Origin of the sequence: Rhizobium sp. WYCCWR 11152 (assembly GCF_013087615.1) — a bacterium.
Classification (GTDB): Bacteria; Pseudomonadota; Alphaproteobacteria; order Rhizobiales; family Rhizobiaceae; genus Rhizobium; species Rhizobium indicum.
Genome location: NZ_JABFCP010000024.1, coordinates 241119 through 263067, shown reverse-complemented (window position 1 = coordinate 263067; position 21949 = coordinate 241119). Strand labels below are relative to the sequence as shown.

Annotated in this window: 22 protein-coding genes; 11 read left to right on the top strand and 11 right to left on the bottom strand. The window is 60.3% G+C overall.

Translation table 11 applies throughout. The features are described 5' to 3' along the window. Positions 1 to 58: 58 nt before the first annotated feature. From G9X67_RS31570 to G9X67_RS31555, 4 genes are all read right to left on the bottom strand, one after another. A complete protein-coding gene (locus G9X67_RS31570; protein WP_171600493.1) occupies positions 59 to 1069 on the bottom strand; it encodes a helix-turn-helix domain-containing protein in 1011 nt (336 codons plus the stop codon). Continuing rightward, the gene (locus tag G9X67_RS31565) at positions 1066 to 1644 is read right to left on the bottom strand and encodes an isochorismatase family protein (RefSeq protein ID WP_171600492.1); all 579 of its coding nucleotides are present in this window, start codon (positions 1642 to 1644) and stop codon (positions 1066 to 1068) included. Before G9X67_RS31565 ends, G9X67_RS31570 begins: the two co-directional genes overlap by 4 nt. A gap of 192 nt (positions 1645 to 1836) precedes the next feature. Continuing rightward, positions 1837 to 2586, bottom strand: coding sequence for a FadR/GntR family transcriptional regulator (locus tag G9X67_RS31560; RefSeq protein WP_171600491.1), 750 nt, complete (start codon positions 2584 to 2586; stop codon positions 1837 to 1839). A gap of 176 nt (positions 2587 to 2762) precedes the next feature. Further along, complete coding sequence (locus G9X67_RS31555; RefSeq protein WP_171600490.1) at positions 2763 to 3770, bottom strand: LacI family DNA-binding transcriptional regulator; 1008 nt, start codon at positions 3768 to 3770, stop codon at positions 2763 to 2765. Between the two features lie 207 nt (positions 3771 to 3977). On the opposite strand from G9X67_RS31555, the gene G9X67_RS31550 reads away from it, so the two are divergent. The 4 genes from G9X67_RS31550 (at position 3978) to G9X67_RS31535 (ending at position 8442) form a co-directional block, all read left to right on the top strand. Then, positions 3978 to 5300 (top strand): alpha-L-fucosidase, encoded by a 1323-nt coding sequence (locus G9X67_RS31550; RefSeq protein ID WP_171600489.1) that lies wholly within the window; start codon positions 3978 to 3980, stop codon positions 5298 to 5300. A gap of 49 nt (positions 5301 to 5349) precedes the next feature. Further along, positions 5350 to 6573, top strand: a complete 1224-nt coding sequence (locus tag G9X67_RS31545) for a sugar ABC transporter substrate-binding protein (RefSeq protein WP_171600488.1) — start codon at positions 5350 to 5352, stop codon at positions 6571 to 6573. Between the two features lie 68 nt (positions 6574 to 6641). Beyond that, the gene (locus G9X67_RS31540) at positions 6642 to 7568 is read left to right on the top strand and encodes a sugar ABC transporter permease (RefSeq protein ID WP_042954711.1); all 927 of its coding nucleotides are present in this window, start codon (positions 6642 to 6644) and stop codon (positions 7566 to 7568) included. Then, the gene (locus G9X67_RS31535) at positions 7558 to 8442 is read left to right on the top strand and encodes a carbohydrate ABC transporter permease (RefSeq protein ID WP_171600487.1); all 885 of its coding nucleotides are present in this window, start codon (positions 7558 to 7560) and stop codon (positions 8440 to 8442) included. Before G9X67_RS31540 ends, G9X67_RS31535 begins: the two co-directional genes overlap by 11 nt. A gap of 28 nt (positions 8443 to 8470) precedes the next feature. Here G9X67_RS31535 and G9X67_RS35350 read toward each other — a convergent pair whose 3' ends face one another. Together G9X67_RS35350 and G9X67_RS31530 are read right to left on the bottom strand one after the other, a co-directional pair. After that, positions 8471 to 8602, bottom strand: a complete 132-nt coding sequence (locus G9X67_RS35350) for a hypothetical protein (RefSeq protein ID WP_281385746.1) — start codon at positions 8600 to 8602, stop codon at positions 8471 to 8473. Between the two features lie 523 nt (positions 8603 to 9125). Continuing rightward, positions 9126 to 9881, bottom strand: coding sequence for a glucose 1-dehydrogenase (locus tag G9X67_RS31530; RefSeq protein ID WP_171600486.1), 756 nt, complete (start codon positions 9879 to 9881; stop codon positions 9126 to 9128). Between the two features lie 230 nt (positions 9882 to 10111). On the opposite strand from G9X67_RS31530, the gene G9X67_RS31525 reads away from it, so the two are divergent. From G9X67_RS31525 to G9X67_RS31505, 6 genes are all read left to right on the top strand, one after another. Next, entirely contained in the window at positions 10112 to 10699 is a 588-nt protein-coding gene (locus G9X67_RS31525) for a L,D-transpeptidase (RefSeq protein WP_171600586.1), read from the top strand. A gap of 167 nt (positions 10700 to 10866) precedes the next feature. Then, entirely contained in the window at positions 10867 to 10986 is a 120-nt protein-coding gene (locus tag G9X67_RS35230) for a hypothetical protein (RefSeq protein ID WP_018243378.1), read from the top strand. A gap of 161 nt (positions 10987 to 11147) precedes the next feature. Further along, complete coding sequence (locus G9X67_RS31520; RefSeq protein ID WP_171600485.1) at positions 11148 to 11732, top strand: hypothetical protein; 585 nt, start codon at positions 11148 to 11150, stop codon at positions 11730 to 11732. A gap of 60 nt (positions 11733 to 11792) precedes the next feature. Beyond that, positions 11793 to 12386 carry a protein-S-isoprenylcysteine O-methyltransferase gene (locus tag G9X67_RS31515; RefSeq protein WP_246705482.1) on the top strand — a complete coding sequence of 198 codons (594 nt, stop codon included), beginning with the start codon at positions 11793 to 11795 and terminating at the stop codon, positions 12384 to 12386. A gap of 10 nt (positions 12387 to 12396) precedes the next feature. Next, positions 12397 to 13182 (top strand): 2-oxo acid dehydrogenase subunit E2, encoded by a 786-nt coding sequence (locus G9X67_RS31510; RefSeq protein WP_138332643.1) that lies wholly within the window; start codon positions 12397 to 12399, stop codon positions 13180 to 13182. After that, on the top strand, positions 13179 to 14057 hold the full coding sequence (locus G9X67_RS31505; protein ID WP_138332645.1) for an SDR family NAD(P)-dependent oxidoreductase: 879 nt from the start codon (positions 13179 to 13181) through the stop codon (positions 14055 to 14057). Before G9X67_RS31510 ends, G9X67_RS31505 begins: the two co-directional genes overlap by 4 nt. A gap of 263 nt (positions 14058 to 14320) precedes the next feature. On the opposite strand, the gene G9X67_RS31500 is transcribed toward G9X67_RS31505, so the two are convergent. From G9X67_RS31500 to G9X67_RS31485, 4 genes are all read right to left on the bottom strand, one after another. Beyond that, a complete protein-coding gene (locus G9X67_RS31500; protein ID WP_171600484.1) occupies positions 14321 to 15583 on the bottom strand; it encodes a DUF3422 domain-containing protein in 1263 nt (420 codons plus the stop codon). A gap of 222 nt (positions 15584 to 15805) precedes the next feature. Further along, a complete protein-coding gene (locus tag G9X67_RS31495; RefSeq protein WP_171600483.1) occupies positions 15806 to 17263 on the bottom strand; it encodes an MFS transporter in 1458 nt (485 codons plus the stop codon). Between the two features lie 56 nt (positions 17264 to 17319). After that, the gene (locus G9X67_RS31490; protein WP_171600482.1) at positions 17320 to 18171 is read right to left on the bottom strand and encodes an alpha/beta hydrolase; all 852 of its coding nucleotides are present in this window, start codon (positions 18169 to 18171) and stop codon (positions 17320 to 17322) included. Positions 18172 to 18175: 4 nt separating this feature from the next. Next, positions 18176 to 19336 (bottom strand): FAD-dependent monooxygenase, encoded by a 1161-nt coding sequence (locus G9X67_RS31485; RefSeq protein ID WP_138388752.1) that lies wholly within the window; start codon positions 19334 to 19336, stop codon positions 18176 to 18178. A gap of 114 nt (positions 19337 to 19450) precedes the next feature. On the opposite strand from G9X67_RS31485, the gene G9X67_RS31480 reads away from it, so the two are divergent. Continuing rightward, positions 19451 to 20374 carry a LysR family transcriptional regulator gene (locus G9X67_RS31480; RefSeq protein WP_171600481.1) on the top strand — a complete coding sequence of 308 codons (924 nt, stop codon included), beginning with the start codon at positions 19451 to 19453 and terminating at the stop codon, positions 20372 to 20374. 197 nt (positions 20375 to 20571) lie between these two features. On the opposite strand, the gene G9X67_RS31475 is transcribed toward G9X67_RS31480, so the two are convergent. Beyond that, positions 20572 to 21855 (bottom strand): ABC transporter substrate-binding protein, encoded by a 1284-nt coding sequence (locus G9X67_RS31475; RefSeq protein ID WP_171600480.1) that lies wholly within the window; start codon positions 21853 to 21855, stop codon positions 20572 to 20574. Positions 21856 to 21949 lie beyond the last annotated feature (94 nt).

Sequence of the window (21949 nt, the reverse complement as noted above, 5' to 3'; positions counted from 1 at the left end):
TCTGCGAGACAATATGTCCGCGATCGTCATCGCGATCTGGTGACCGGCGGCGAGCAGTCTATGAACCGACGGGCAGCCTCGACCGCGCCGCGCTCGGCGGGCCGTCATTCAGACGATTCCAGGCGCGGCGGAGCTGCCGCGCCGAGCCGAAGCCGGCGCGCATCGCGACGGCCTCCATGTCCAGCCGTGAACCGGCGAGCATCTCGCGGGCAAGAGCCACGCGCATAAGGTTGACGAAATCCGTAACGCTCATGCCTGTCTGCTCGTTGAACAGCCGTGAAAGGTTGCGCGGGCTGGCACCGCTGAGGTGCGCAAGCGACGCCACCGACCAGTCGTGAGAGGGGTTGGCGACCACCGCATCCTGCGCGCGGTGAATGACCGGGTGAATATGGTTGCGACCTTCAAGCCAGGGCGAAAGCTGCGGATCCGAGCCGCCGCGCCTGAGATAGACGACAAGATATCGCGCCACCGCGAGCGCGCAGGCATGTCCTGCTGCTTCGGCAACGATATGCAGCATGAGGTCTATGCCGGCGGTGATGCCGGCGCTCGTGAAGCGGTCTCCATCCTCGACATAGAGCCGGTTGTCCCGGACGCGCGCGGTGGGTGCGAGTCTCACCAGATCCTCTATGCAGGCATGGTGGGTGGTGCAATCGCGGCCGTCGAGCATGCCTGCCTCGGCAGCGAGCAATGCGCCCGAGCAGATCGAGACCAGACGAATTCCCGGAAGAATGGCGCGCTTCAGCCATGCGACGATGGCAGCCTGGTCGGCGCGCTCCTGTTCGTTCCCTGGGGCGCTGTTTTTCATCGGGGCATCGGCGCTGCCGGCAATGATGACAAGCGCGGTATCGGGCAAGCGTTCCGGCATTGCGGCGACTCCCGTAACGGCAAGGCCGATCGAACTGCCGACCGTCGCCGATGGGCCGATATAGGCGACGGTAAAGCGCACTGTGCGCTGTTCGAGGTTCGCCTTGCGCAGCACTTCGATCGGGCCGGCCACGTCGAGCAGCAGCACGCGCGGCGGCACGACGACGAAGACCGGAATATCGAAGGGCTGCGCGGCGTCCGTCATGCGGCGAGCGACTTTCCGCGCCCAGCCAGGGCCTGTTCGACGGTCGCGATCCGAGCGAAACGGCCCGACAGGACCAGTTCGGTCCGGTCCCGGATTTCCTTGGCGTTCCAGGTGCGTCCTGCGGCATCGGTCATCGGGAAGGTCAGGGTCGCTTCGCCGACATAGTCGACTTGATAGCCGAGATCCGAGGCATGGCGGGTCGTGGTCTCGCAGCACTGTTCGGTGCGGATGCCGGAGACGAGGATACGACGGACGCCGTTCTCGGTCAGCCACACGTCGAGACCGGAACCGACCAGGGCGCTATGGCGGTTCTTCCTGAACGTCGCCTTGGGAGCGATCCTGAGCGGGGCGAGTGTGCTGACGAACCCGGATGCTTCCGAAAACGGCCCATTTTCATCGACATGGAAGATCTGGATGATGGGTATTCCATCGGCTTGCGCGCCGTCGATCAGAGCCTGCTGACGATCGATATAGGCGGAAGCGAGGTTTTCATCCCAGTAATCGCGGTGTCTGAAGGACTCCTGAGCGTCGATAACGAGAAGGACAGTATCATGGCCGGACATTTTTTGCTCCATGCAGGTTGATCATGAAGTCATATTCGGCGATTTGAAGACAGGGGAAAATGCGCGCGCCGGACAAATAACGGACAATTCGCGCCAACTGCCACGCTCAGGAGCGGCCTTGCGCCAAGCGCCTCGAGCCACATCCGGCGCCTGCCGGCCGTGCGCACATAATCAGTCCGCTTCCACGCAATTCCGGATCGGATGTCAGCTCGTAAAGCTTCGCAGATCCCTCAGCAAGTTGCGGTACCTGGCCTGGCTTCCGACCAGATGGTCGCGCATGGCGTTGCGGGCGGCCTGCTCGTCCCTGTCCGAGATGGCGACGACGATTGCCTCGTGCTCCCTGTGGATCAGCTTTCGATAGGCGGTCTGTTCGGCCGTCCTCGATTCCGGGACGAGCCTCGACTGCGGGATGATCGCAGAGCCCTGCGATTCCAGGAACTGCCTGAACAGCGGATTGTTCGTGGCTTCGGCGATTGCGGCATGGAGCTCGAGATCCGCATCGCGAATGGATTGATCGCTCTCGATGCATTGGAGGATTTTCCGATGACATTCGAATATCGCTTCCTCCTGTGCCGGCGAGCGGCGCAGGGCCGCTAGGCCCGCCGCCTCGATTTCGACAGGTGTTCTGATCTCGAGGACCTCAAGATCGGAGGCGACGCGGGCTTTGTCGACTTTCCGCGCGGAGAGCGCGGGATCGGCACCGAGCACGAAAATCCCCGCTCCCTGGCGCACCTCGACAAGCCCGTCGGAGCGAAGTGCGGCCACCGCCTCGCGCACGACGGTGCGGCTGACGCTGTGCGTTTCGGTCAGCTCGTGTTCGCTCGGAAGCTTGTCGCCGGCGGAATACTGGCCGCTCGATATGGCTTGCCGGAGGCTTTCGCCAACCTGTGAGACCAGCGACCCGGAGCCTTTGCTGCGATCCTTCACCTGCATTGCCACGTTTGACCCCCGCATCGGCCTCGATCCGAATGCCGTTCAAACGCGCGGCATTGCGAAATTCACGATTCATCACACATGTATGACAAATTTTGCCGCCTTTCAATGGATAAGGGCCGACGAGAGAAAATCCGGCACTGCGCTTACATCTCTCGACGCCGGTTTGGCATATGCGTGAGGACCGGTGGAAGCACTCACAACCGCCTGGTCGATTCTCCGCGTACGAATCTCGGCGTCAGGATGAAATCTTCAGGCGGCGCGGCGGCGCCCTCGGGGCTTGCTATTCTTGCCAGGAGGCGTTGTGCCGCCAATTCCCCGAGCTTCTGCGCATCCTGCACCACCATGGTGATGCGAGGCGTGATGACATTGCTCCAGGGCACGTCGTCGACCATCGCCAGCGACACGTCGTCAGGGCAGCGGAAGCCCATCTCCTGCATGACCTGAAGTGCTGCTAGGCCGGTCATGTTGTTGGCGCCGATGATGGCGGTCGGCCGGTCGCGGCGGGTCAAGAGGCTCATCGCCTGTGCATGGCCGCCAGTCCGGGTGTAGCCGCCTTCGACCACCAGCGAAGGATCGATGTCCACACCGGCGCCGGCCATCGTGTTCATGAAACCCTTCAGGCGCTCGTCGGCAGTGTGCAGGCCGCTCGGCCCGGAGATGAAACCGATGCGCCTGTGGCCGAGCTGCAGCAGATGTTCGGTCAGGATGGTGGTGGTAAGCGGGTTGTCGGAACCGACAAAATCGCGTTCCGCCCCTTCCACCTTCTGGTCGAACATCACGATCGGGGTTTTGAAGTCGCGCAGGAACGTCGCGTACTCCTCGCCGTGCCCGTTTGCCGCCAGCGCAATTCCGGCGATCTTCTGCGCTTCCAGCCGCTCCAGCAGCGCCCGTTCGAGATCGGCCCTGCCGGAGGAGTCGGCGATCAGGACGAAATAACCGTGGTCGAGCGCCTGGTGCTCGATCTCTCGACGGATGTCGCCGAAGAACATGTTGCCGAGATTGGCCGAAACGAAACCGATCAACGAGCTGCGTCCGCGCGCCAGCGTCTGGGCCACCGGGTCGATGCGGTAACCGGTCGATTTTATCGCCTGCTGGATGCGGTCGAGCGTCTCGACGCCGACCCGCTTCGGGCTGTTGAGCGCGAGCGAGACGGTCGAGATGGAAACCCCCGCAAGGCGCGCTACGTCTCGTATCGTGGTCATGTCTGTCGAACCGGTTCTAATGCCTTGTTATGTCCGATTTTATTGGTCGGCGCAACATTTATGCTTCAAATCAGTTGTTTTGCGGGGCTTGCCTTTCTGATCTGGTGATCGCGAATTTCGGCTTGACAGACATCGGATCAGGCGAGATGATCATTTACCGAACCGGTTCGATATGATGTCGAGCCGGAAAACAGGGAGGAGAAACCTGTGACGAGTTCGGAACGCCAGCCGGAAAATCCGGCATCGGGAGGGGCGGAGAAACACGCCTGGTTCAGCCAGGATCGCCTGGGCATGTTCATCCATTGGGGCCTCTATGCCTTGGGAGCCCGGCACGAGTGGTTGAAGAACCGCGAAGAGCTGACCGACGACCACTACCAGCGCTATTTCGACAATTTCGATCCCGATCTCTACGATCCCAGGGAATGGGCCCGCCGGGCGCGCCTTGCCGGCATGAAATATGTCGTGGTGACGACCAAGCATCATGAAGGCTTCTGCCTGTGGGACAGCAAGGTGACGGACTACAAGGCGCCGAACACGCCCTGCGGCAAAGATCTGCTCACGCCGCTGGTCGAAGCCTTCCGCGCCGAAGGGCTCAAGATCGGCTTCTACTATTCGCTGCTTGACTGGCACCATCCCGATTTCCCGATCGACGTTCACCATCCGCTGCGCAACCATCCCGACGCCAAGGCCCTGAATGCCGGCCGTAACATCGCCAACTACGCTGCCTATATGCGCGAACAGGTGCGCGAGCTTCTGACCGGCTTCGGCCGCATCGACATCATCTGGTTCGATTTCAGCTACCCCGGGCGCGAATATCGCGGCCTGCCCGGCAAGGGGCGCGCCGATTGGGAGAGCGAGCGCCTGGTGGATCTGGTGCGCGAGCTGCAGCCCGGCATCATCGTCAACAACCGCCTCGATCTGCCGCCCGGCACCCTGCCTGACGTGACGACGCCGGAGCAGTATACGCCGCGTGTGGCCCCCGCCATCGCCAGCCAGGGGGTGCTCTGGGAAGCCTGCCATACCTTCAGCGGCTCCTGGGGTTATCACCGCGACGAAGATACTTGGAAAAGCCCGGAACAGATCATCCAGTTGCTGATCGATTCCGTCGCGCTCGGCGGCAACCTGCTGATGAATGTCGGCCCGACCGGCCGCGGCACGCTCGATGCGCGCGCCATCAGCGCGCTCGAGGTCTATCAGAACTGGATGGCCGTCAACGGACGTTCCATCTATGGGGCAGGGCCATCCCGCTATCCGGTGCCGGCCGGCTGCCGTTATACCCAGCGCGGCAACCGCCTTTATTTGCACGTCTACAATTGGCCTTACCGCCACATCCACATCGAAGGTCTCGCCGACAGGATCGCCTATGCGCAATTCCTGCATGACGCCAGCGAGGTGCACTGGTTGAGCCATGCCAAAGATGTTGATTCCAATATCGGCGTGACGGTGCCGGAAGGCATGATCACGCTCGAACTGCCGGTCCGGCGCCCGGACGTTACCGTGCCGGTGATCGAGATCGTCCTGAAGGCGTGAGCTCGATCGCACTCGCGTGTCCTTGCGTTCATGGAGGGAGGAGAAACCCATGAAGGTTCTGAAGAAAACGCTTTTGCTTGCCGCTATCGGCAGCAGTCTTTTTGCCACAGCCGCATCGGCCGAGCAGGTCAACCTGACCTGGCAGATGTGGACCGGCTCCGAAACCGACACCAAGAGTTGGCAGCACCTGGCAGAGATGGTGACCGCCAAGTATCCCGATATCAAGGTGACGCTGACGACGACGGGCTGGGTCGACTACTGGACGCGGCTGCCGGTGCTGGCGGCATCGGGACAGCTCGCCGACATCGTTTCCATGCAGTCGCTGCGCATGCCGAACTTCTATTCGCTGCTCGAGCCCCTGAATGACCGGGTCGAGGCCGATAAGTTCGACGTCGGCGCCTTCACACCCTCGATCATCGGCGGCATGTCCGTCGATAAGCAGCTTTACGGCCTGCCCTACGATGTCGGTCCGTGGGTCATCTACTATAACCAGGACGCGCTCGAAGCCGCCGGCGTTCCGCTACCGAAGCCAGGCTGGACACTTGCCGAGTTCACCGATGCCGCCAAGAAGCTGACGAAGGACGGCAAGTACGGCTTCGGTATCACTCCGACCAACTATTCGGTCCTGGCCGCGGCCTGGGGCGATAAATACGTCAACGACGCCGGCGAGCTTGACTTGACCAGTGCGAGCGCGGTTGCAGCCGCCGAGAGAGTGATCGGTTTCGCCGCCAAGGATAAGATCGCGCCGTTGGTTCCCTCGGGTGGCGCGGATCCCGGTGATGTCGTCCAGGGCCGGTTCAACTCGGCCAATGTCGCCATGTATATCGACGGCCCCTGGTCGATCATCGGCATGAAGGACCAGGCCAAGTTCAAGATCGGCCTCACCACCCTGCCGCGCGACGAAGGCGAACTCTCGGCCGTCACAGCGGGCTCCGGCTTCGGTATTTCCACGTCCAGCAAGAACAAGGATGCGGCCTGGAAGGCCATTCAGGTGCTGACAAGCCCCGAAGCGCTGACCTATCTTGCCGAAGGGGGGCGCGCGTTGCCGGCGCGCACGGCGGCGCAATCCGCCTGGTACAAGGTGGCGGCCAAGGACATCACCAATGGCGGTGAGGCCATCGACTATTCCCTGGCGCACTCCGTGCCCTACGTGATCACCAACAACTGGGCAGCGGTGGAAAACCTCTTCAACCAGTATTTCCCGCCGGCTTTCGCCGGCAGCGCCGATGCCAAGCAGACGATGGAGTCCATCCAGAGCCTCGCGCAGCAATAAAGCGAGCGCGTCCGACAGGACGCGCTAGCGCCCGCCCGCGGCAGGACCTGCCGCGCATGGAGGAACACATGTCGCAAAGCGCTGTTGCCGAAGTTTCCTTGCAGCCCGGTCGGCCCCGGCGCTTCCTGAAGCCGGAGACGCAGACAGCCATGCTGTTCCTGCTGCCGAGCTTCCTCGGCTTCATGGTCTTCATGGCCTTGCCGATCGTGGCGTCGCTGGCGCTCAGCTTCACCAATTGGCAGCTGATCTCGACGCCGTCCTTCGTCGGCTTTCAGAATTATATCAGGCTCTTCACCGTTGATCCGGCCTTCTACACCATATTGCGCAACACGCTGTTCTTCGCCGTCGAGTATCTGGCGCTGAACCTCGTCATCTCGTTGACGCTGGCGGTCTGGATATCGAGCCTGAAGCGCGGCAAGGCGATCTTCCGGGTAATCTTCTTCCTGCCGACCTTCACGCCGACGATCGCGGCGTCGGTGGTGTGGCTGCTCATCTTCACACCGGACGGGCTGGCCGACACCATCATCCGCGCGCTCGGCCTCGGCCTGCCGAATTTCCTGCTGAGCTCGACTTGGGCCATGCAGGCGATCGTGCTCGTCACCCTGTGGGCGAATGTCGGCTACAACGTCGTGATGTTCAACGCCGCGCTCGACCTCGTGCCGAAGCACTATCTCGAGGCGGCGACGATCGACGGCGCCAATGCCTGGCAGCGCTTCTGGCGCATCCGCCTGCCGCTCATATCGCCGACCATCTTCTTCGGCACCGTGATGACGGCCATCACCTCGCTGCAGATCTTCGACGAGATCTTTGCGATGACGCGCGGCGGGCCGGGATCGGCGACGGCCACGCTTGGCTTTGCCATCTACCAGAAGGGCTTCACCAATTTCCAGATGGGCTATGCCTCGGCTCTCGCCTGGGTGATGTTCGTCATGATCATGGCGCTCACCATCCTGCAATTCCACATGCAGCGCAAATGGGTGCATTATGACGACTGATCCGACCTCACGGCATCCGCATTCCGTGTCCCAGCATCGTCACCGCCTATTGCGGCGCATCGGCTCTTTCGCCAGTTACACGGGGCTTTCGCTGATCGCGCTGCTTTTCCTCTTCCCGTTCTTCTGGATGGTGTCGAACGCGGTGCGCTCCAATGCCGAGGTGATGGCCGTGCCGGTCCGCATCTTCCCCGAGGAATATCATTGGGGAACATTCGTAGAAGCCGTGGTTTCCCTGCCGTTCGGAGCCTTCCTGTTGAATTCCTTCGTGGTCGCCTGCGGCGTTACGGCAATCGTGATTGCGGTCTCCTGTCTGTCTGCCTACGCTTTTGCTCGGCTGAAATTTCCCGGCCGGGAGGGTCTGCTGCTCACCTATCTCACCACGCTGATGATCCCGCAGGTCATGCTGGTCATTCCGCTCTTCCTCATCGTCAGCAAGTTCGGCTGGATCAACACCTATCACGGCATGATCCTGCCGGTCGCTTTCAGCTCTTTCGGCACCTTTCTGCTGCGGCAGTTCATCCTCGGTATTCCCAAGGATCTCGACGAGGCGGCGATGATGGACGGGGCTTCGCGCCTGCGCATCCTGGTTACGGTCATCATTCCGCTTGCCATGCCGGCCATCGGCCTGCTGGCGCTATTCACCTTCATCGCACAATGGAAGAGTTTCCTCTGGCCGCTGATCGCCACCAGCGGCGTCGAAATGGCCACGCTGCCGCTCGGGCTCACCCTGTTCCAGACACAGCAGGGAACCGCCTGGAACTACATCATGGCCGGTGCGACGATCTCCATGGTGCCGGGTGTCGTGCTGGCCATCGTGCTACAGAGGGTGATTTACAAGGGCATTACCGTCAGCTCCGGCTTCGGCGGACGCTAATTTCTATAAGAGCAAAATCTTAAACGCATCACATCAAGTTTGATGTGATGTCCTTCAAGTTCGGTGGATTTGCGCCGAAGAAGGCGAATTGCGCAGCGGGATTCACGAAAACGGCCACGCTTGCATCCATCGCCTTGGCGATATCGATCTCTGCTGCCAATGCCCAGACGATCGGCGCCGGCGGAGCGCGCGTAATTACTCCGCCGACCATTTCGCACCATGCGACCACTCGCTCTTCAGCACCAACGAGATTAGATTTGAATGGAAGCTGCCACTAGCGGCTCGTGCCAGGCCATAGCGTGGAAGAAGACCGGCGTATTTGGAGGCCCGCACATGCGCTTGCCACACCGCGCCATCGTTCGCCAGAAAGACAGGTGGTTCGGCGTCAGTCCATAGCGCTCCACAACCATTTATCGTCAAGCCCGGCCACAAACTCTCCAACACAATCCGCGCCTTGATCTAGTCCCGCCAGTGGCGATGCCCGCCCGTCATGTCCGGCCTTGCTGTTCGGGAGAACCCCCAAAGTAGGCTCCATGGAGAAACTTATTTCGCTCATCCATAGATAGCCGATCACAGATCAGGGGAGAGACCCGAGGGGAGAACACTGACCGCCGACAGGTCCGCAGCACGTCATCAGGCAAATGGACACAGTCTGGAATCGCTCTTCCTCTCAAACCCTTTCTTCAATGAGCGGTATAGGCCCCGTCTACCAAATAGTGCCCCCCGGTGATGAAACTGGCCTGCTCGGACAAGAGGAAACACACAAGCGTCGCGACCTCTTCCGGTTTTCCACGCCTGCCCATTGGTTGAAGCGATGCCATGCGTCGCGTACTCGCCGCCTCAAGGTGCTCTGACAAAAGTGGCGTTTCGATCCAGCCGGGACCGACGGCATTTATGCGGATACCCAATCTCGCATACTCCATCGCAGCGACTTTCGTCAGCCCAACAACCCCGTGCTTGGCTGCGGTGTATGCCGCCGCGGTGGGTAATCCAACGGACCCGAGAGTGGAAGACAAATTCACGATTGCGCCGCCACCCAGCTTAAGCATCGCGCCAATTTCGGACTTCATGCAATAGAAAACGCCGTTGAGATTGACGTTCATCACCCTGTGCCAATTGTCGAGCGGATAATCTGCGACCGCTGCGCGCACCCCATCGATTCCGGCATTATTGACCGCCAGATCCAAGCCGCCACATGTCTCAACGGTAAAATCGATAAGTCTCTGCACACTTCCACTGTCACTGACATCGACTGCAAATTCACAGGCGCGGCCTCCCTCTGATCTGATTGCGGCGGCAATCGCGTGTGCTGCGTCAGCATTGATATCGGCAGCCACAACCTCAACACCCTCCTCTGCGAGTTGTCGGGAAACGGCGGCACCAATTCCGGAACCTGCGCCCGTTACGATTGCGATTTTTCCTTCCAGGCAAAGCTTCATCGTCTCTGTCCTTGTTGATGTGCTAATATTCGATCGGCGCGATTATTGATGCAAGGGGTTTCCCGGATAAATAGAAGCGCATGGTATTGCGCAGCTTCGGATGTTGCCAGTGTTGCGAACTCATCTTCCACAGCGTTGAGTGTCTTTGTCAAAAGATGTCGCAATCTAATTTGGAATGAACGGGCTAATTTGGAATGAACGGGATCGACCGAATTACTTGGCAGGTGGAAATGGACAAACACCATATTACACGCCGGGGGCTCGTGCTGGGGAGCCTGGCTCTAATGCTTTCTGGATGTACTTCGGGCGATGGGCCGCCGCTGCGCTACCGATTTGCGATGGATCCGGATGTCGATCCCCGCTATCGACGACGGGAGGTCGCGTATACGGGGAGCGAAGCGCCCGGAACTATCGTCGTCGATACGGCGAGCCGCTACCTTTACTTCGTGGAGGCTGACGGACAAGCGACTCGCTATGGCGTTGGCGTCGGAGAGGAAGGACTGAGTTTCAAGGGCGAGGCCACTATCGGCCATAAGGCAGAGTGGCCTTCGTGGAAGCCCACCAATGACATGATTCAGCGCAAACCCCGGCTAGCCCAATATGCCGATGGGATACCGGGAGGACCGCTCAACCCTCTCGGTGCAGCGGCCCTCTACCTCTACCAAGGTGGACAAGATACCCTGTTCCGGTTGCACGGAACGAATGCCCCCTGGTCGATAGGTCGTGCAGTTTCGAATGGGTGTATTCGCTTGACGAACGCAAACATCGTCGACCTTTACTCTCGTGCACGCATAGGTACACGCGTGGTTGTCATCTGATGGCGTTTACCATTTGAAATCGCAGGGTTGGCTATGGCAATATGTATCTGCTAATGTAGATTCGTTGCATGTTGCATCATAACCGCCCTATCCAGGGTGCTGATTGTCGCTAAACTTTAAGGTGTAGCCCTCAAAAAGCTATCCCATGATGAGGAGAGGACTTCATGATGAGCAGAATTCTAATCGTAATCGTTGCAATGTTTGCGGTGGCCAATCTGAGTGCTTGCGGATCGATTGGCAAAGGCAAGGGGAAGGCCCCACCGCCGGCAGAAGCAGTCTACAAGTAGCATATCGCGTTTGATTCTTAGGAAGGGTCACATAGACCCTTCCTCTTCTTGCACCATAAACCGCCAGGCTTGCGCTCCTTCGCAACTCACAGCGCACGAGTGGCATTTTATATGCTGACTTCGGGCTCCCATTCGTCGGGGCCTGCATATGGAGCTTAGTGATGGCGCTTGGAAGAGGCGGTGTGTCGCTAGTTGTTATGTTGGCGGTCATGGCATCTTCATGCCAGACAGAAGACAAAAGGCCTCTACCGCATTATACGTCGAATGGCAGAGGCGTAGCTCCAACCAATGCGGCTGAAAACAAAGCAAATCGGTATTTCATCGAATTCCGCTCACGCTATGCGCTGACCTACGGCCACACCTACGTCGTTTTTGGGCGGGCGGATAAGAACGGAAATATGATCAATCCCGAAGTCGCCGGACTTGCGCCAGCTTCTGACAATGCCGCGCCCTATGTATTAGGCCATTTCATACCCGTTCCGGCCTCGACCGGAGCAACGGATGGTGACCTGGAAGAGCAGTACAGGTCGGCAAGCTGGCGTGTGATGCTGACTGATGATGAATATCGCGACACAGTTGCGTATATACGCAAACTGCAGGCAACCACTCATCTCTGGGAGGCGACGGTTTATAATTGCAACGCCTTCGTGGCGGATATCGCACGGCACATGGGTTATAAGGCGCCCGGCATTTGGCTAAGGCCGCAACAATTCATTGCAACTCTGCGGGAGATGAATACAGGTTGATTGCGTGCGGGCGTTGGCGATCGCGGAAGGCCGATCATAGAAAGGTTCTGGTGACTTGATTTGAATTTATCAGTAGCCGTCGTCGGCGAGATGGTCTGGGTTCTTGGAATTGTGGCATGGTGCATCATTCGATACCCATTTGAGCGTCGCGCGAAGCGAGTGCCGGTCGTCAGCAACCGCCGTACCGGTTCGGAGGCGGTCGGGCTTGCTGCAGCTCTCGTCGGGCTTGCGATCGTGCCGGGATTTTACGTCGCGACTGGCATCCCTGAGGTGGCCGACTATACCGCCCATTTGTGGGCCGTCGTGATCGGGACAATACTCTTCTGTGCCGCAATGTGGGTCTTTCGAAGAACCCACAAGCAATTGGGACGAAACTGGTCGATTACGCTGGAGATCCGCCAGCGGCACGAATTGATATGCGCTGGCCCGTACTCCCTTGTCCGCCACCCCATGTACACGTCGTTCCTTCTGATGGGGCTTTCACAAGCGTTTCTGCTGTCGAACTGGGTGGCAGGCATGGCGGGCCTGATCGGCTTCACCGTTCTATTCTTCCTAAGGGTGGACAAGGAAGAACGTATGATGTTGGAAGTTTTCGGCCCGCAATACCAAGCGTATATGGCGAAGACCAAGCGCATCATCCCTTATCTTTACTAGAGGTGGTTAGATGAGAGGCCGAACGATCAAGCTCTCGGCATCGCGACGACTTGTTGGAGATCTGATGAGATTCTCGATCGGGGTGCCACGCGTGACGGTCCAGCGGCAAATGAACCTTCGGCCGCTCCTCGATGCCAGAGACGGACCGGATGCCCGGCCGTCCTGGACTGTGCTTTTCTTGAAGGGATACGCCCTACTCTCTCAAGAAATTCCCGAATTGCGGCGCGCTTATGTCAAGTTTCCAAGGCCGCAGCTCTATGAATATCCGGCCAGTGTGGCCTCCATTGCCCATGAGCGCGAGCATGACGGAGAGCGGGTCGTTCTGCTGAGCATCATCAAAGGTCCCGAGCAGCGCTCCATTTCCCAGCTGGAGACGCTGATCCGCGCAGCAAGGTCACTTCCGGTTCTGGAGATCAAGGAGTTTCGGCGCTCTCTGAAGCTCGCTCGCGCACCTGCCCCTGTGAGGTGGCTGCTCATGTGGCTCGGGCTCAATATCGGGCGGAAGCGTGCGCGTTATTTCGGCACGTTCCAATTGTCTGTCTATTCGGGCCTGGGAGCGGAGTCCCTCAACCCGATCACCCCACTGACCACACTTCTCAACTACGGTCCAATCGGCGAGGATGGATCGGTTGCTGTCCGCATCCACTACGACCACAGGGTCATGGATGGAGCGAATGTCGCTCGGGCGTTAGAACGGTTCGAAAGAATCTTGAACGGCGAGATCGCCGACGAAGTAAAAAGCCTCGCCCAGAGCGGAACCCCTACCATCATGTCGACGGTAGGGACGTCGAAATGACCGTGCAGGATGAGTTTCGTTTGGCTGTCGTCGTGGTTGGGGCTTCCCGCGGCATTGGACGAGCAATTGCAAAGGTTGCGGCACGTGAAGACAATGTCGTCGTGCTCGTCGCGCGTTCGCCTGAAGGCCTCGCCGCTGCGGCGGCCGACGTACGGCAGGCCGGCGGCGAGGCGTTCACGCTGGAGCTGGATCTCTTCGCAGCCGATGCGTCGGCGCGTCTCGAGGCTTTTCTAACCGCCAACGATTTGGTCTGCGGCGTCCTGGTCAACAGTGCTGGGTATGGTCTGCGAGGTGCAGCAACGATACTCCCCGTCAACGATCAGCTTGGGATCATCGATCTCAATATACGCGCCCTGACCGATATGACCCTTCGCTTCCTGCCTGGAATGCTGGCGCGCGGACGTGGCGGCGTGATCAATCTCGGCTCCATAGCGGGTTTGGTTCCCGGGCCGTACATGGCTTTGTATTACGCAAGCAAGGGTTTCGTGCACTCTTTTTCGGACGCGCTCCATCAGGAAGTGCGCCGCTTTGGCGTTACCGTGACATGTGTCGCGCCCGGACCGGTATCCACCGAATTCCTTGAAAAGGCCGGCGCGAACCGGGCGGCTCTCTTCAAGATATTGCCCAAGCTGGACGCTGAATATGTCGCTGAGCGGGCCTGGAGCGGTTTCAACTCCGGCCGTCGCCGCGTTGTCCCTGGCATTTCAGCCAAGTTGATCACTCTTGTCGCCGCATTCTTGCCGACCGCAGCTATTCTCCCTCTGATCGGTCGCCTGCAGCGCAGGAGCAAAGATCCATGTCCTTGCGGTTCAGGGAAGAGCCTCAAGGAATGTTGCGGTAGCCGCTCCCCGGCACGGAGCAAGCTGCAGAAATAGTGCCCGTCGACGAGTTTGTCGAAACGATATCCGGAAAGCGGGATGATCGCGTTCAGTTGGTCGAGGAGACTACGGCGGCCGCGCAGAGCTTGACACATGAAACCGAAAGCCTTGCCGAATTGCTGCGGCGGTTCAGAACGGGCAGCGGCCGGGCATCGGAACATCGCCACTAAGCGATGGCATCCTGACGTCCTGCCGAAGCAGGCAAGAAAACGCCGCCGCCTCGAAAGGGCGGCGGTGAGCGATCATCGGCCAGCGTCGCCTCAGTGGCTCTCTGATGCGGGACCGTGAGAGTGGCCGGCAATGCTCTTGCGAACATGACGAACTGCCGCCCAGACGGCGAAAAGCACGAGCGGGATGGCGCCGAGAACGGCGAGCTTCGACACGTGCGGATCGACGCCCAGTTCGGAGATGCTTTCCAGGCAGATCTTTGCGAGGCCAACGGTGTAATAGGTGATGGCGATGACGGAGAAGCCTTCGACCGCCTGCTGGATATGGACCTGGATGCGCGCCCGCTCTTCCATTGATGTCAGCAGTGAGGCGTTCTGATCTTCGAGCTGAACCTGCACGGTGGTTCTGAGCAGGTCGCCGGCCAGGCTCACACGTTCGGCCAGTTCATCGAGGCGGCGTTCGGCGGCGTGAACCGCACGGACGGCCGGTTGAAAGCGCCGGTCGATGAAGGTGCCGATCCGCTGGCGCTGTTCGACGCGCTCCTCGCGCAGCTCCGACGATCTGCTTGCGACGATCTCGGCATAGGCTTTCGTCGCGCCGAAGCGGTGACGGGCGAGAGCGGAGAAATTGAGCACATCCGACGAGAGCTTGGTGACCTCGGAAAGCAGGGCTTTGTCGACCTTGACCGCACTCTGCATATGCGCGATCAGCAGGTCGAGGCGCCGGTCGAAGACGGAAAGCTTCGACACCGTCTCGCGTGCCATCGGCAACGCCAGCAGCGCCATCATCCGGTACGTCTCGATCTCCAGGAAACGCCTGACCATGCGGCCGGTGCGATAGGCATTGAGGTTGCGGTTGAAGAACAGAAATTCGACGAAACCGCTGTCGGTCAGCCGGAAGTTCGAATGCACTTCCGCATCGCCGCCGCCGACCTGAGAGGCGACATAGTCGAGCCTCGGTTTTTCCGGACGCTGCCCGTCCTTTTCGTCCCGCACCAGCACCCGAACGGCCGCGATGATCTTCCCGTCGATCTGGCGGCAGCAGGCCTGAAACGCTTCCGGCGGATTGCTGCCGGGCTCGGCCGATGCGGGAACGACGAAGGTCAGGGTGAGGAACTCGGTATGAGCCTCCCACTTCAGCCGGCCGTCGCCGATGCGGCCGATGCCGTGGTTGCCCTCGCGGGTCGTGGAGACATCCTCCAATCCCGGCAGGGAACTTGGTATCTGAGGAGGGGCATTTTCTCCGACGATGGCGACGTGCCACACATCCGTGTCGCCATCGAAGTAAAGCGACGGCCGCGCGTGGAGCTCGTTGTGAAGTTCCCTTCGCAGCGGATGCTCGGAGCCCATCGGCATGGAAATGCACCTCTATACGATAGACAGTCGCTGGATCGCCGGATGTAACCGGGTTGCCGGCATGTGTGAGTTGACCATGGCGCCTGCGAGCCGGCGAAGGCTGACAACGCCTATAGCCTCTCCCGAACCACATGTCACCATAAAGGGCAACGATGTCGGCGGCTTGCACGACATCGTTGCCCCATTGTTCGATTGTCACCCGCTGGACTGGTGAGGCTGGCCTTACGACGAGGTTTCTTCCAGCCGTCGGCCGCCGGTCTCGATCATTCCGATAGCCGCGACCGCACCGATGGCGGCGACGATCGCGAACATCATGAACACCGAATTGATGCCCTGCGTCCCCACCATATAACCGACCGTGGTCGGCCCGACGGCCGAGGCTATGCGCAGCCATGATGTCGCAAGGCCGGTTCCGATGGCGCGCATCCGCGTCGGATAGATCTCCGGTGTGTACAGGTACAAGACCGCATTGATCGACCCGACGACGCCATAGGCAAGCGTTGCCAGCACGATCAACGACCAGAGCTGGCCTGCACCACCTGCAGCCAAGGCGCTCAACAGTGCCGCGCCGACCAGGAAGGACACGATGGCCCAAGTTCTTCGACCGATGCGGTCGATGCAAAAAGCGCAAACCAGAAGGATGGCGACCTGGGCGACATTGGTCATCGACGCCGCCCGAAGAGCGCTTCCGAGCTCGAGCTTGTAGACGGTGTGATAGAGTGTTGGCATCCAGTTGTTGAGGCTGTTGGCGACGAAGAACGAACTCGCCCAAAGGACCCAGGCAATCAACGTCCTCACGCGGAAGCGTGGAGACAGCAGCTCGCTCCAGCGGCTTCTCGGTTGCCGGGCGACCTGTGCAGGGGCGGGTGCTGCAGCCGACGCTTCGGGCGCCGATTGCGGCTCCTGTTGATAATCGAGTTTTGCCTTTCTTGCGCTCGCCTCAGCCTGGCGGATGATCGCTTCCGCTTCGTCGAGGCGTTGCTGGCCGATCAACCAGCGCGGCGATTCCGGCAGCCGATAAAGCAGATAGGCGATGACGAGACCCGGAATGCCGCCGATGAAGAACAGCGATGTCCATCCGAGGATCGGCACGAGCAAGGTCCCAACCTGGCCGGTGATCATCAGCCCGACCGGAAAGATCATCTCGTAGAGCATGAAATAGCGGCCGCGTCCCTTCGCCCGCAAAAGTTCGCTGATATAGGTGGCCGCAACCGGCATTTCTCCTCCGACACCGATGCCCTGGATCAGGCGGCACAGGAAAAGCATCTGAAAATTGCCGGTGAGCGCGCAGGCGAGGCCCATGACCGACATCAGCGCTGTGGCCGCTGCCGCCATGGGGACGCGGCCGAAACTTTCGGCAAGACGGCTGAAGAGCAGGGCGCCGAGCAATTGGCCGATGTAGCTGGCGGCGATCATCCAGCCGATCTGGGCCGGAGAAAGCTCCCATAACTTGATCAGGATCGGAAGGACGAATGCCAGCGAAAGGGCATCGAAGGCATCGAGAAACGTGGCACTCCCCATGACGATCCGCGCCCGGCGGTGCCATGGTGTAAAGGGAATGGCTTCGAAACGGGCAGTCAGCGCTGCGGCGCGACCGCTGTCGGATGCCGGGGTCGGATCGTGGGCCTCTAGCCCATCTGCGGTCGCGGATGCGGCCAGCGTAATTGTGTTGTCGTGCATTCTATCCTCCCAGATTCAGCACCTTGATGATGGCCGGCGCCTTCGTAGCGCCGGCGTTAGCCGTTAGCCGTCGACCGCCTGAACAGCGACCGGATCGCATCTGCGATCTGGTCGGGGCATTCGATCGGCGTCAGATGCCGCGCCGCGGGCAAGACGGTGAGGGATGCGCCCGGAATGGCCGCAGCGAGATCTCGGGCCGTCTCGACGGGGGTGGCGTAATCCTCCTCGCCGACGACCACCGAAACGGGAAACCGGAAACCTCCCAGATGCCGGCGCAGATCGGCATCGCCGAGCATGGCGCAGGTCGCGGCATAGGCATCGATATCGTTGGCGGTAAAGACCGACATGGCATGCTGAACCTGCGCCGGATGATCCATCCGGAATCGATCGCCGAACCAGCGCGTTGCCTGAAACTCGGCCATTGATGCCAGCCCTTCGCTGCGAGCCTTTGCCGCCCGGGCGCGCCATTCCGTGGGCGCGTTGGCACCATACCAGGCGGTGGTGTCGATCAGCAGCATGGCGCGCACCAGCTCGGGGTGCCGCGCCGCGAAGGCCTGCGCCACGCAACCGCCCATGGAGCAGCCTGCGACGACGGCGTCACTCCACCCGAGTTCTCCCATCAGGTCGGCGGTATCGTCGCCGAACCGCTCGACATCATAAGGGCCGGCAGGCTTGTCGCTCCTGCCATGGCCGCGGCAGTCCATCGTGACGATATCCGCATCCTCCAGCCGCCCGACGACCCGATCCCAGACACTGGCGTCGAGCGCCAGTGAATGGATCAGAACGACACGCGGCCCACCGGGCCGTCCGCTGCGTCTATATGCAAGGCCGATACCATCGGACGTTCTCGCATAGGCGACGCCGGAAGCCGTCTCGCGCACATTTGCTGCACTGTTGGACATCGACATTCCCTTACCCGGCAAGCGCCATATCGTTTTCGCCCACGAGCGGTACGTTCCACGCGTCGTAGCCATAGAGCCAGGAGGTGTCTTCGTTGCCCCCCGACATCCAGGTATTGGCGCTCGAAATCGCCTGGATGCGTGACGTGCGTGGCTTGCGGTTTGCCTCGTAGCGGCGGAACGCGCCTTCGATGTCGTCATTGTCGACGCCGGCAAGGCACCGCGCCAGCACTGCCGCGTCCTCGATCGAGGTTGCAGCCCCTTGTGCCATATAGGGTGTCATCGGATGGCAGGCGTCGCCGAGAAGCGCCACGCGTCCGTCGCTCCAGCGCGGCAATGGTTCACGTTCGAGGATTGCCCATTTGTGGCAGTCCGGGCAGGCATTCAAAACCATCTGCACTTCCGGATGGAAGCCTTCATAGGCGGTGCGCAATTCCTTCACGTCGCCCTTGGCGGACCAGGATTCCGAGGTCAGCCAGTCGGCGGGCTCGGGCACGCTGGTGACGAAGTAGAGCGAGCTGCGATCAGCAGCCGTATAGTAGATGACGATATGGCGGTCGACACCCCACCACTTCGTTCTGGACGCCTGGATCTCGCCGCCGTTCATCAGGCTTGCGTCGAAGACCGCGCGGTAGGCGATCCGGCCCTTGTGGATCGGTTTGTCAGGGCCGACGACGATGTCGCGAACGAGCGAATGCACGCCATCGGCGCCGATTACGGCATCGGCATCCGCCTTCGTGCCGTCGGCGAAAGAGAGGGTCACGCCAGCCTTGGTCTGATCCAGGCCGACAAGCTTCTTGCCGAGGTGAACGATCTCCGGCGGCAGCACGGAATAGAGCGCTTCATGCAGGTCGGCCCGGTGCATGCAGAGAAAGGGCGCACCGTAAAGGCTTTCCGGCATCGGAAGCTCGCGCTTGATCTCGCCGGTATCCCAGACACGGTTGAGATGAGAATAGGGCTCGAACGCAAGCTTTTGAAGCCTGTCGAGGACGCCGATGCCGCGCAGCACGCGCGATGAATTCGGCAGCATCTGGATGCCGGCGCCGATGCGGGCAAATTTCGGTGCCTGCTCGTAGACATTTACGTCGATGCCGACCTGGCGAAGGGTGGCCGCGGCGGCGAGACCACCCATGCCTGCACCAACGATCGCGATTTTCGGTTTATTTCCAGCCATGCGATTTTCCTCCCTTGGCAATCAAGATGGAGGTAGTCGTAGTTCGGCATCTATAGTATGTAAAATATTTATATAATTTATGTCTGAAACCTTTTAAGTTTATGGTGGGCGCCAATGGAATTGAGACACCTCCGCTATTTCGTGGCCGTCGCAGAAGAGGGGAGCATCTCGCGGGCTGCCGCGCGGCTCAACATCCAGCAGCCGCCGCTCGGTCAACAGATCCGCGATCTCGAATACGAGCTTGGCGTTTCGCTCTTTGACCGGCATCCGAAGAAGATCTCGCTTAATGCTGCCGGCGCAGTTTTCCTTGCCGACGCCCGCGACATCCTCAAGCGGGCCGGTCAGGCAGTCGAGAATGTCCGCCGGTACGACAAAGGCGAGGCCGGCCATCTGTCGGTCGGCTTTACGAGTTCGGCGTCGCTGCATGTTCTGGCGCCGAAGCTGCTGCAGCAGTTCCGTCTTTCCTATCCGCTCGTCAAAATCGCCGTCGAAGAAAGCGAGACCTACGAACTCATTCTCGCCCTGCAGGAGGGGCGTATTGATGCAGCATTGCTGCACATCGATGCTAATCGATTTCCGGATCTGGCAAGCACGGTGCTTTCCGAAGAGGACATGATCGTCGCCGTCCCTCTCGGCCATCCCCTCGCAGATGAAGGCCTCGGGCCAATCACCCTGAAAATGCTGGAGGGGCAGGATGTCGTCGTTTATCGGCGACCCGACGGCCCAGGCATCTTCGAGCGTATCTTGCAGTCACTCGATCGTGCAGGCGTGACGCCTGCGATCGTCGACGAAGTCTATCGCATCGTCGCAGCGATCAACCTCGTTGCCGGCGGTCGCGGCGTCACGATCGTTCCAGCCTCCATGCAGGTCCTCCATCCGGAGGCCATCGCCTATCGCGCGCTCGCTCCCGGCCAACTTTCACCCTTGCCGCTCTGCATCGCTTACCGGCGTGATCTGAAGCTCTCGATCGTGAGGAATTTCGTTGCACTCACGAAGGAAATCGCTGCCGTCCCCGCGCATATGCGTGGTCGTGCCTGACCGTTGAGTGCGCGCGCTAGGCTATGAAGCAGCCGCATCGGCAGCAGAGACAGTTCGACCTCCGCCGAGGCCAGACGTCCAGGCCATCGACAATTCGAAACGCATCGAAGCGTTCGAGAGGAAACGAAAAAGCCACGGCCCTGTTGCGAGGCCGTGGCTGGTGCGTGCGCGCATTTTGCGGGACAACGCGTGACCGGTTACTTGGCGGCGAGCGCCTGGTTGACCTTGTCGACGTCGGCATTCATTGCCTTGAAGGTCTCGTCGAGGGAAAGCTCGCCGACGATCAGCTGGCTCATCCTCTGGACGATGAGCTGATAGATGGCGGAGGATCCCTTGAGACGTTCCAGGTCCCGGGCTGCCTGCGGCACGCTATTGCGGCTTCCGAGGAAGACGGCCATCGCTTCCTTGGCATTCTTGCTCTCGAGCTTGTATTGCGGGTCCTTGATGTCGGCGCCCGTCAGGACGACGTAGTTTTCAGCGATTTCACGCTGGACCTTTTCAGAGCCGAGGAACTCGATGAACGCGGCCACGGCCTCGGGAGACTTGGTGCGCTTGAAGCCAACGATCGCGGTGCCGCCGGGCATCGCATAGCAGCCGGCATCGCCGCACGGGGCGCTGATCGCCGTCCAGTCGAAGGCATCGCCGATCTTCTTCTGGAACGGATTGACCATCCAGTTGCCGGCGAGATAGGTCACGACGTTGCCGTTGACGAATTCGTCACCCATGTTCTTGTACTGGGTTCCGCCGGCAGCCCCCCACATTTCCTTGGGGAAGGAGCCGTCCTTCGTCCAGCCGTAGAGATCCGTGACATAGCGCTTGGCGGCATCGTCGGGGAAGAAGAACTTGCCGTCCTTGACGTAGTTCGAACCGTAGGAGAATGCCGCGCCGGAAAAGCGGTGGCCCGAGCGGTCCATCGTGAAGGGGATCTGAGCGCCAGTCGCCTTGGCGACGCGCGCCGAGGCTTCGACGATATCCTTCAGCGTGGCGGTGGGCTTCGGAAGCGGTTCGCCGGCCTGTTCGAACAGCGTCTTGTTGACGAAGGGCAGGTTGAAGGTTTGCGACGCGATATAGCCGTTGATCGACTGCGGATCGTTGACGCCGGGGAAGCGAAGCGTGTTCAGGCTGTCGCCGTGTAGCTTGGCGAAGCCATCCGGATCCTTCATGTAGGGACGCATGTCGAGGTAATAGGGGGCAAGTTGCCAGTCGGTGATCTTGGCGATGTCAGGGCCCTCGCCGACGGCAAGCTGCACCGGCAGCTGCTTGGCGACCGCATCATAGCCCGAAGAGACGAAGTTGACCTTGACGTCGGGACGCGCGGCCTCGAATTCCTTGCTGAGCGCTTCCATCCGCTCGACGTAAGCCTGGTCGTCGTCGGTGAACAGAAAGGTGATTGTCTTGGTTTCCGCCATGGCCGCGCCGGCCCATGCGAAAGAAGCGGTTGCCAACGCCAGTGCGACGGCCCCTGAGAGATAGGTTTTCATTTTCATCCTCCCATGAAAACATTTTCATCAATCGCGGCTTCAGCCATCGATAAATCAATTTCATATACTTGACATTCGTTCCGTCAAGCTATTT

What these genes read in the sequence shown, in the direction of transcription:
- G9X67_RS31480 (WP_171600481.1), top strand. Translation starts at nt 19,451, where the DNA reads ATGGAATTGAGACACCTCCGCTATTTCGTGGCCGTCGCAGAAGAGGGG.
- G9X67_RS31490 (WP_171600482.1), bottom strand. Translation starts at nt 18,171, where the DNA reads ATGTCGATGTCCAACAGTGCAGCAAATGTGCGCGAGACGGCTTCCGGC.
- G9X67_RS31570 (WP_171600493.1), bottom strand. Translation starts at nt 1,069, where the DNA reads ATGACGGACGCCGCGCAGCCCTTCGATATTCCGGTCTTCGTCGTCGTG.
- G9X67_RS31535 (WP_171600487.1), top strand. Translation starts at nt 7,558, where the DNA reads ATGACGACTGATCCGACCTCACGGCATCCGCATTCCGTGTCCCAGCAT.
- G9X67_RS31510 (WP_138332643.1), top strand. Translation starts at nt 12,397, where the DNA reads ATGAGAGGCCGAACGATCAAGCTCTCGGCATCGCGACGACTTGTTGGA.
- G9X67_RS31485 (WP_138388752.1), bottom strand. Translation starts at nt 19,336, where the DNA reads ATGGCTGGAAATAAACCGAAAATCGCGATCGTTGGTGCAGGCATGGGT.
- G9X67_RS31525 (WP_171600586.1), top strand. Translation starts at nt 10,112, where the DNA reads ATGGACAAACACCATATTACACGCCGGGGGCTCGTGCTGGGGAGCCTG.
- G9X67_RS31540 (WP_042954711.1), top strand. Translation starts at nt 6,642, where the DNA reads ATGTCGCAAAGCGCTGTTGCCGAAGTTTCCTTGCAGCCCGGTCGGCCC.
- G9X67_RS31475 (WP_171600480.1), bottom strand. Translation starts at nt 21,855, where the DNA reads ATGAAAACCTATCTCTCAGGGGCCGTCGCACTGGCGTTGGCAACCGCT.
- G9X67_RS31555 (WP_171600490.1), bottom strand. Translation starts at nt 3,770, where the DNA reads ATGACCACGATACGAGACGTAGCGCGCCTTGCGGGGGTTTCCATCTCG.
- G9X67_RS31520 (WP_171600485.1), top strand. Translation starts at nt 11,148, where the DNA reads ATGGCGCTTGGAAGAGGCGGTGTGTCGCTAGTTGTTATGTTGGCGGTC.
- G9X67_RS35230 (WP_018243378.1), top strand. Translation starts at nt 10,867, where the DNA reads ATGAGCAGAATTCTAATCGTAATCGTTGCAATGTTTGCGGTGGCCAAT.
- G9X67_RS31530 (WP_171600486.1), bottom strand. Translation starts at nt 9,881, where the DNA reads ATGAAGCTTTGCCTGGAAGGAAAAATCGCAATCGTAACGGGCGCAGGT.
- G9X67_RS31500 (WP_171600484.1), bottom strand. Translation starts at nt 15,583, where the DNA reads ATGCCGATGGGCTCCGAGCATCCGCTGCGAAGGGAACTTCACAACGAG.
- G9X67_RS31505 (WP_138332645.1), top strand. Translation starts at nt 13,179, where the DNA reads ATGACCGTGCAGGATGAGTTTCGTTTGGCTGTCGTCGTGGTTGGGGCT.
- G9X67_RS31495 (WP_171600483.1), bottom strand. Translation starts at nt 17,263, where the DNA reads ATGCACGACAACACAATTACGCTGGCCGCATCCGCGACCGCAGATGGG.
- G9X67_RS31565 (WP_171600492.1), bottom strand. Translation starts at nt 1,644, where the DNA reads ATGGAGCAAAAAATGTCCGGCCATGATACTGTCCTTCTCGTTATCGAC.
- G9X67_RS31560 (WP_171600491.1), bottom strand. Translation starts at nt 2,586, where the DNA reads ATGCGGGGGTCAAACGTGGCAATGCAGGTGAAGGATCGCAGCAAAGGC.
- G9X67_RS31545 (WP_171600488.1), top strand. Translation starts at nt 5,350, where the DNA reads ATGAAGGTTCTGAAGAAAACGCTTTTGCTTGCCGCTATCGGCAGCAGT.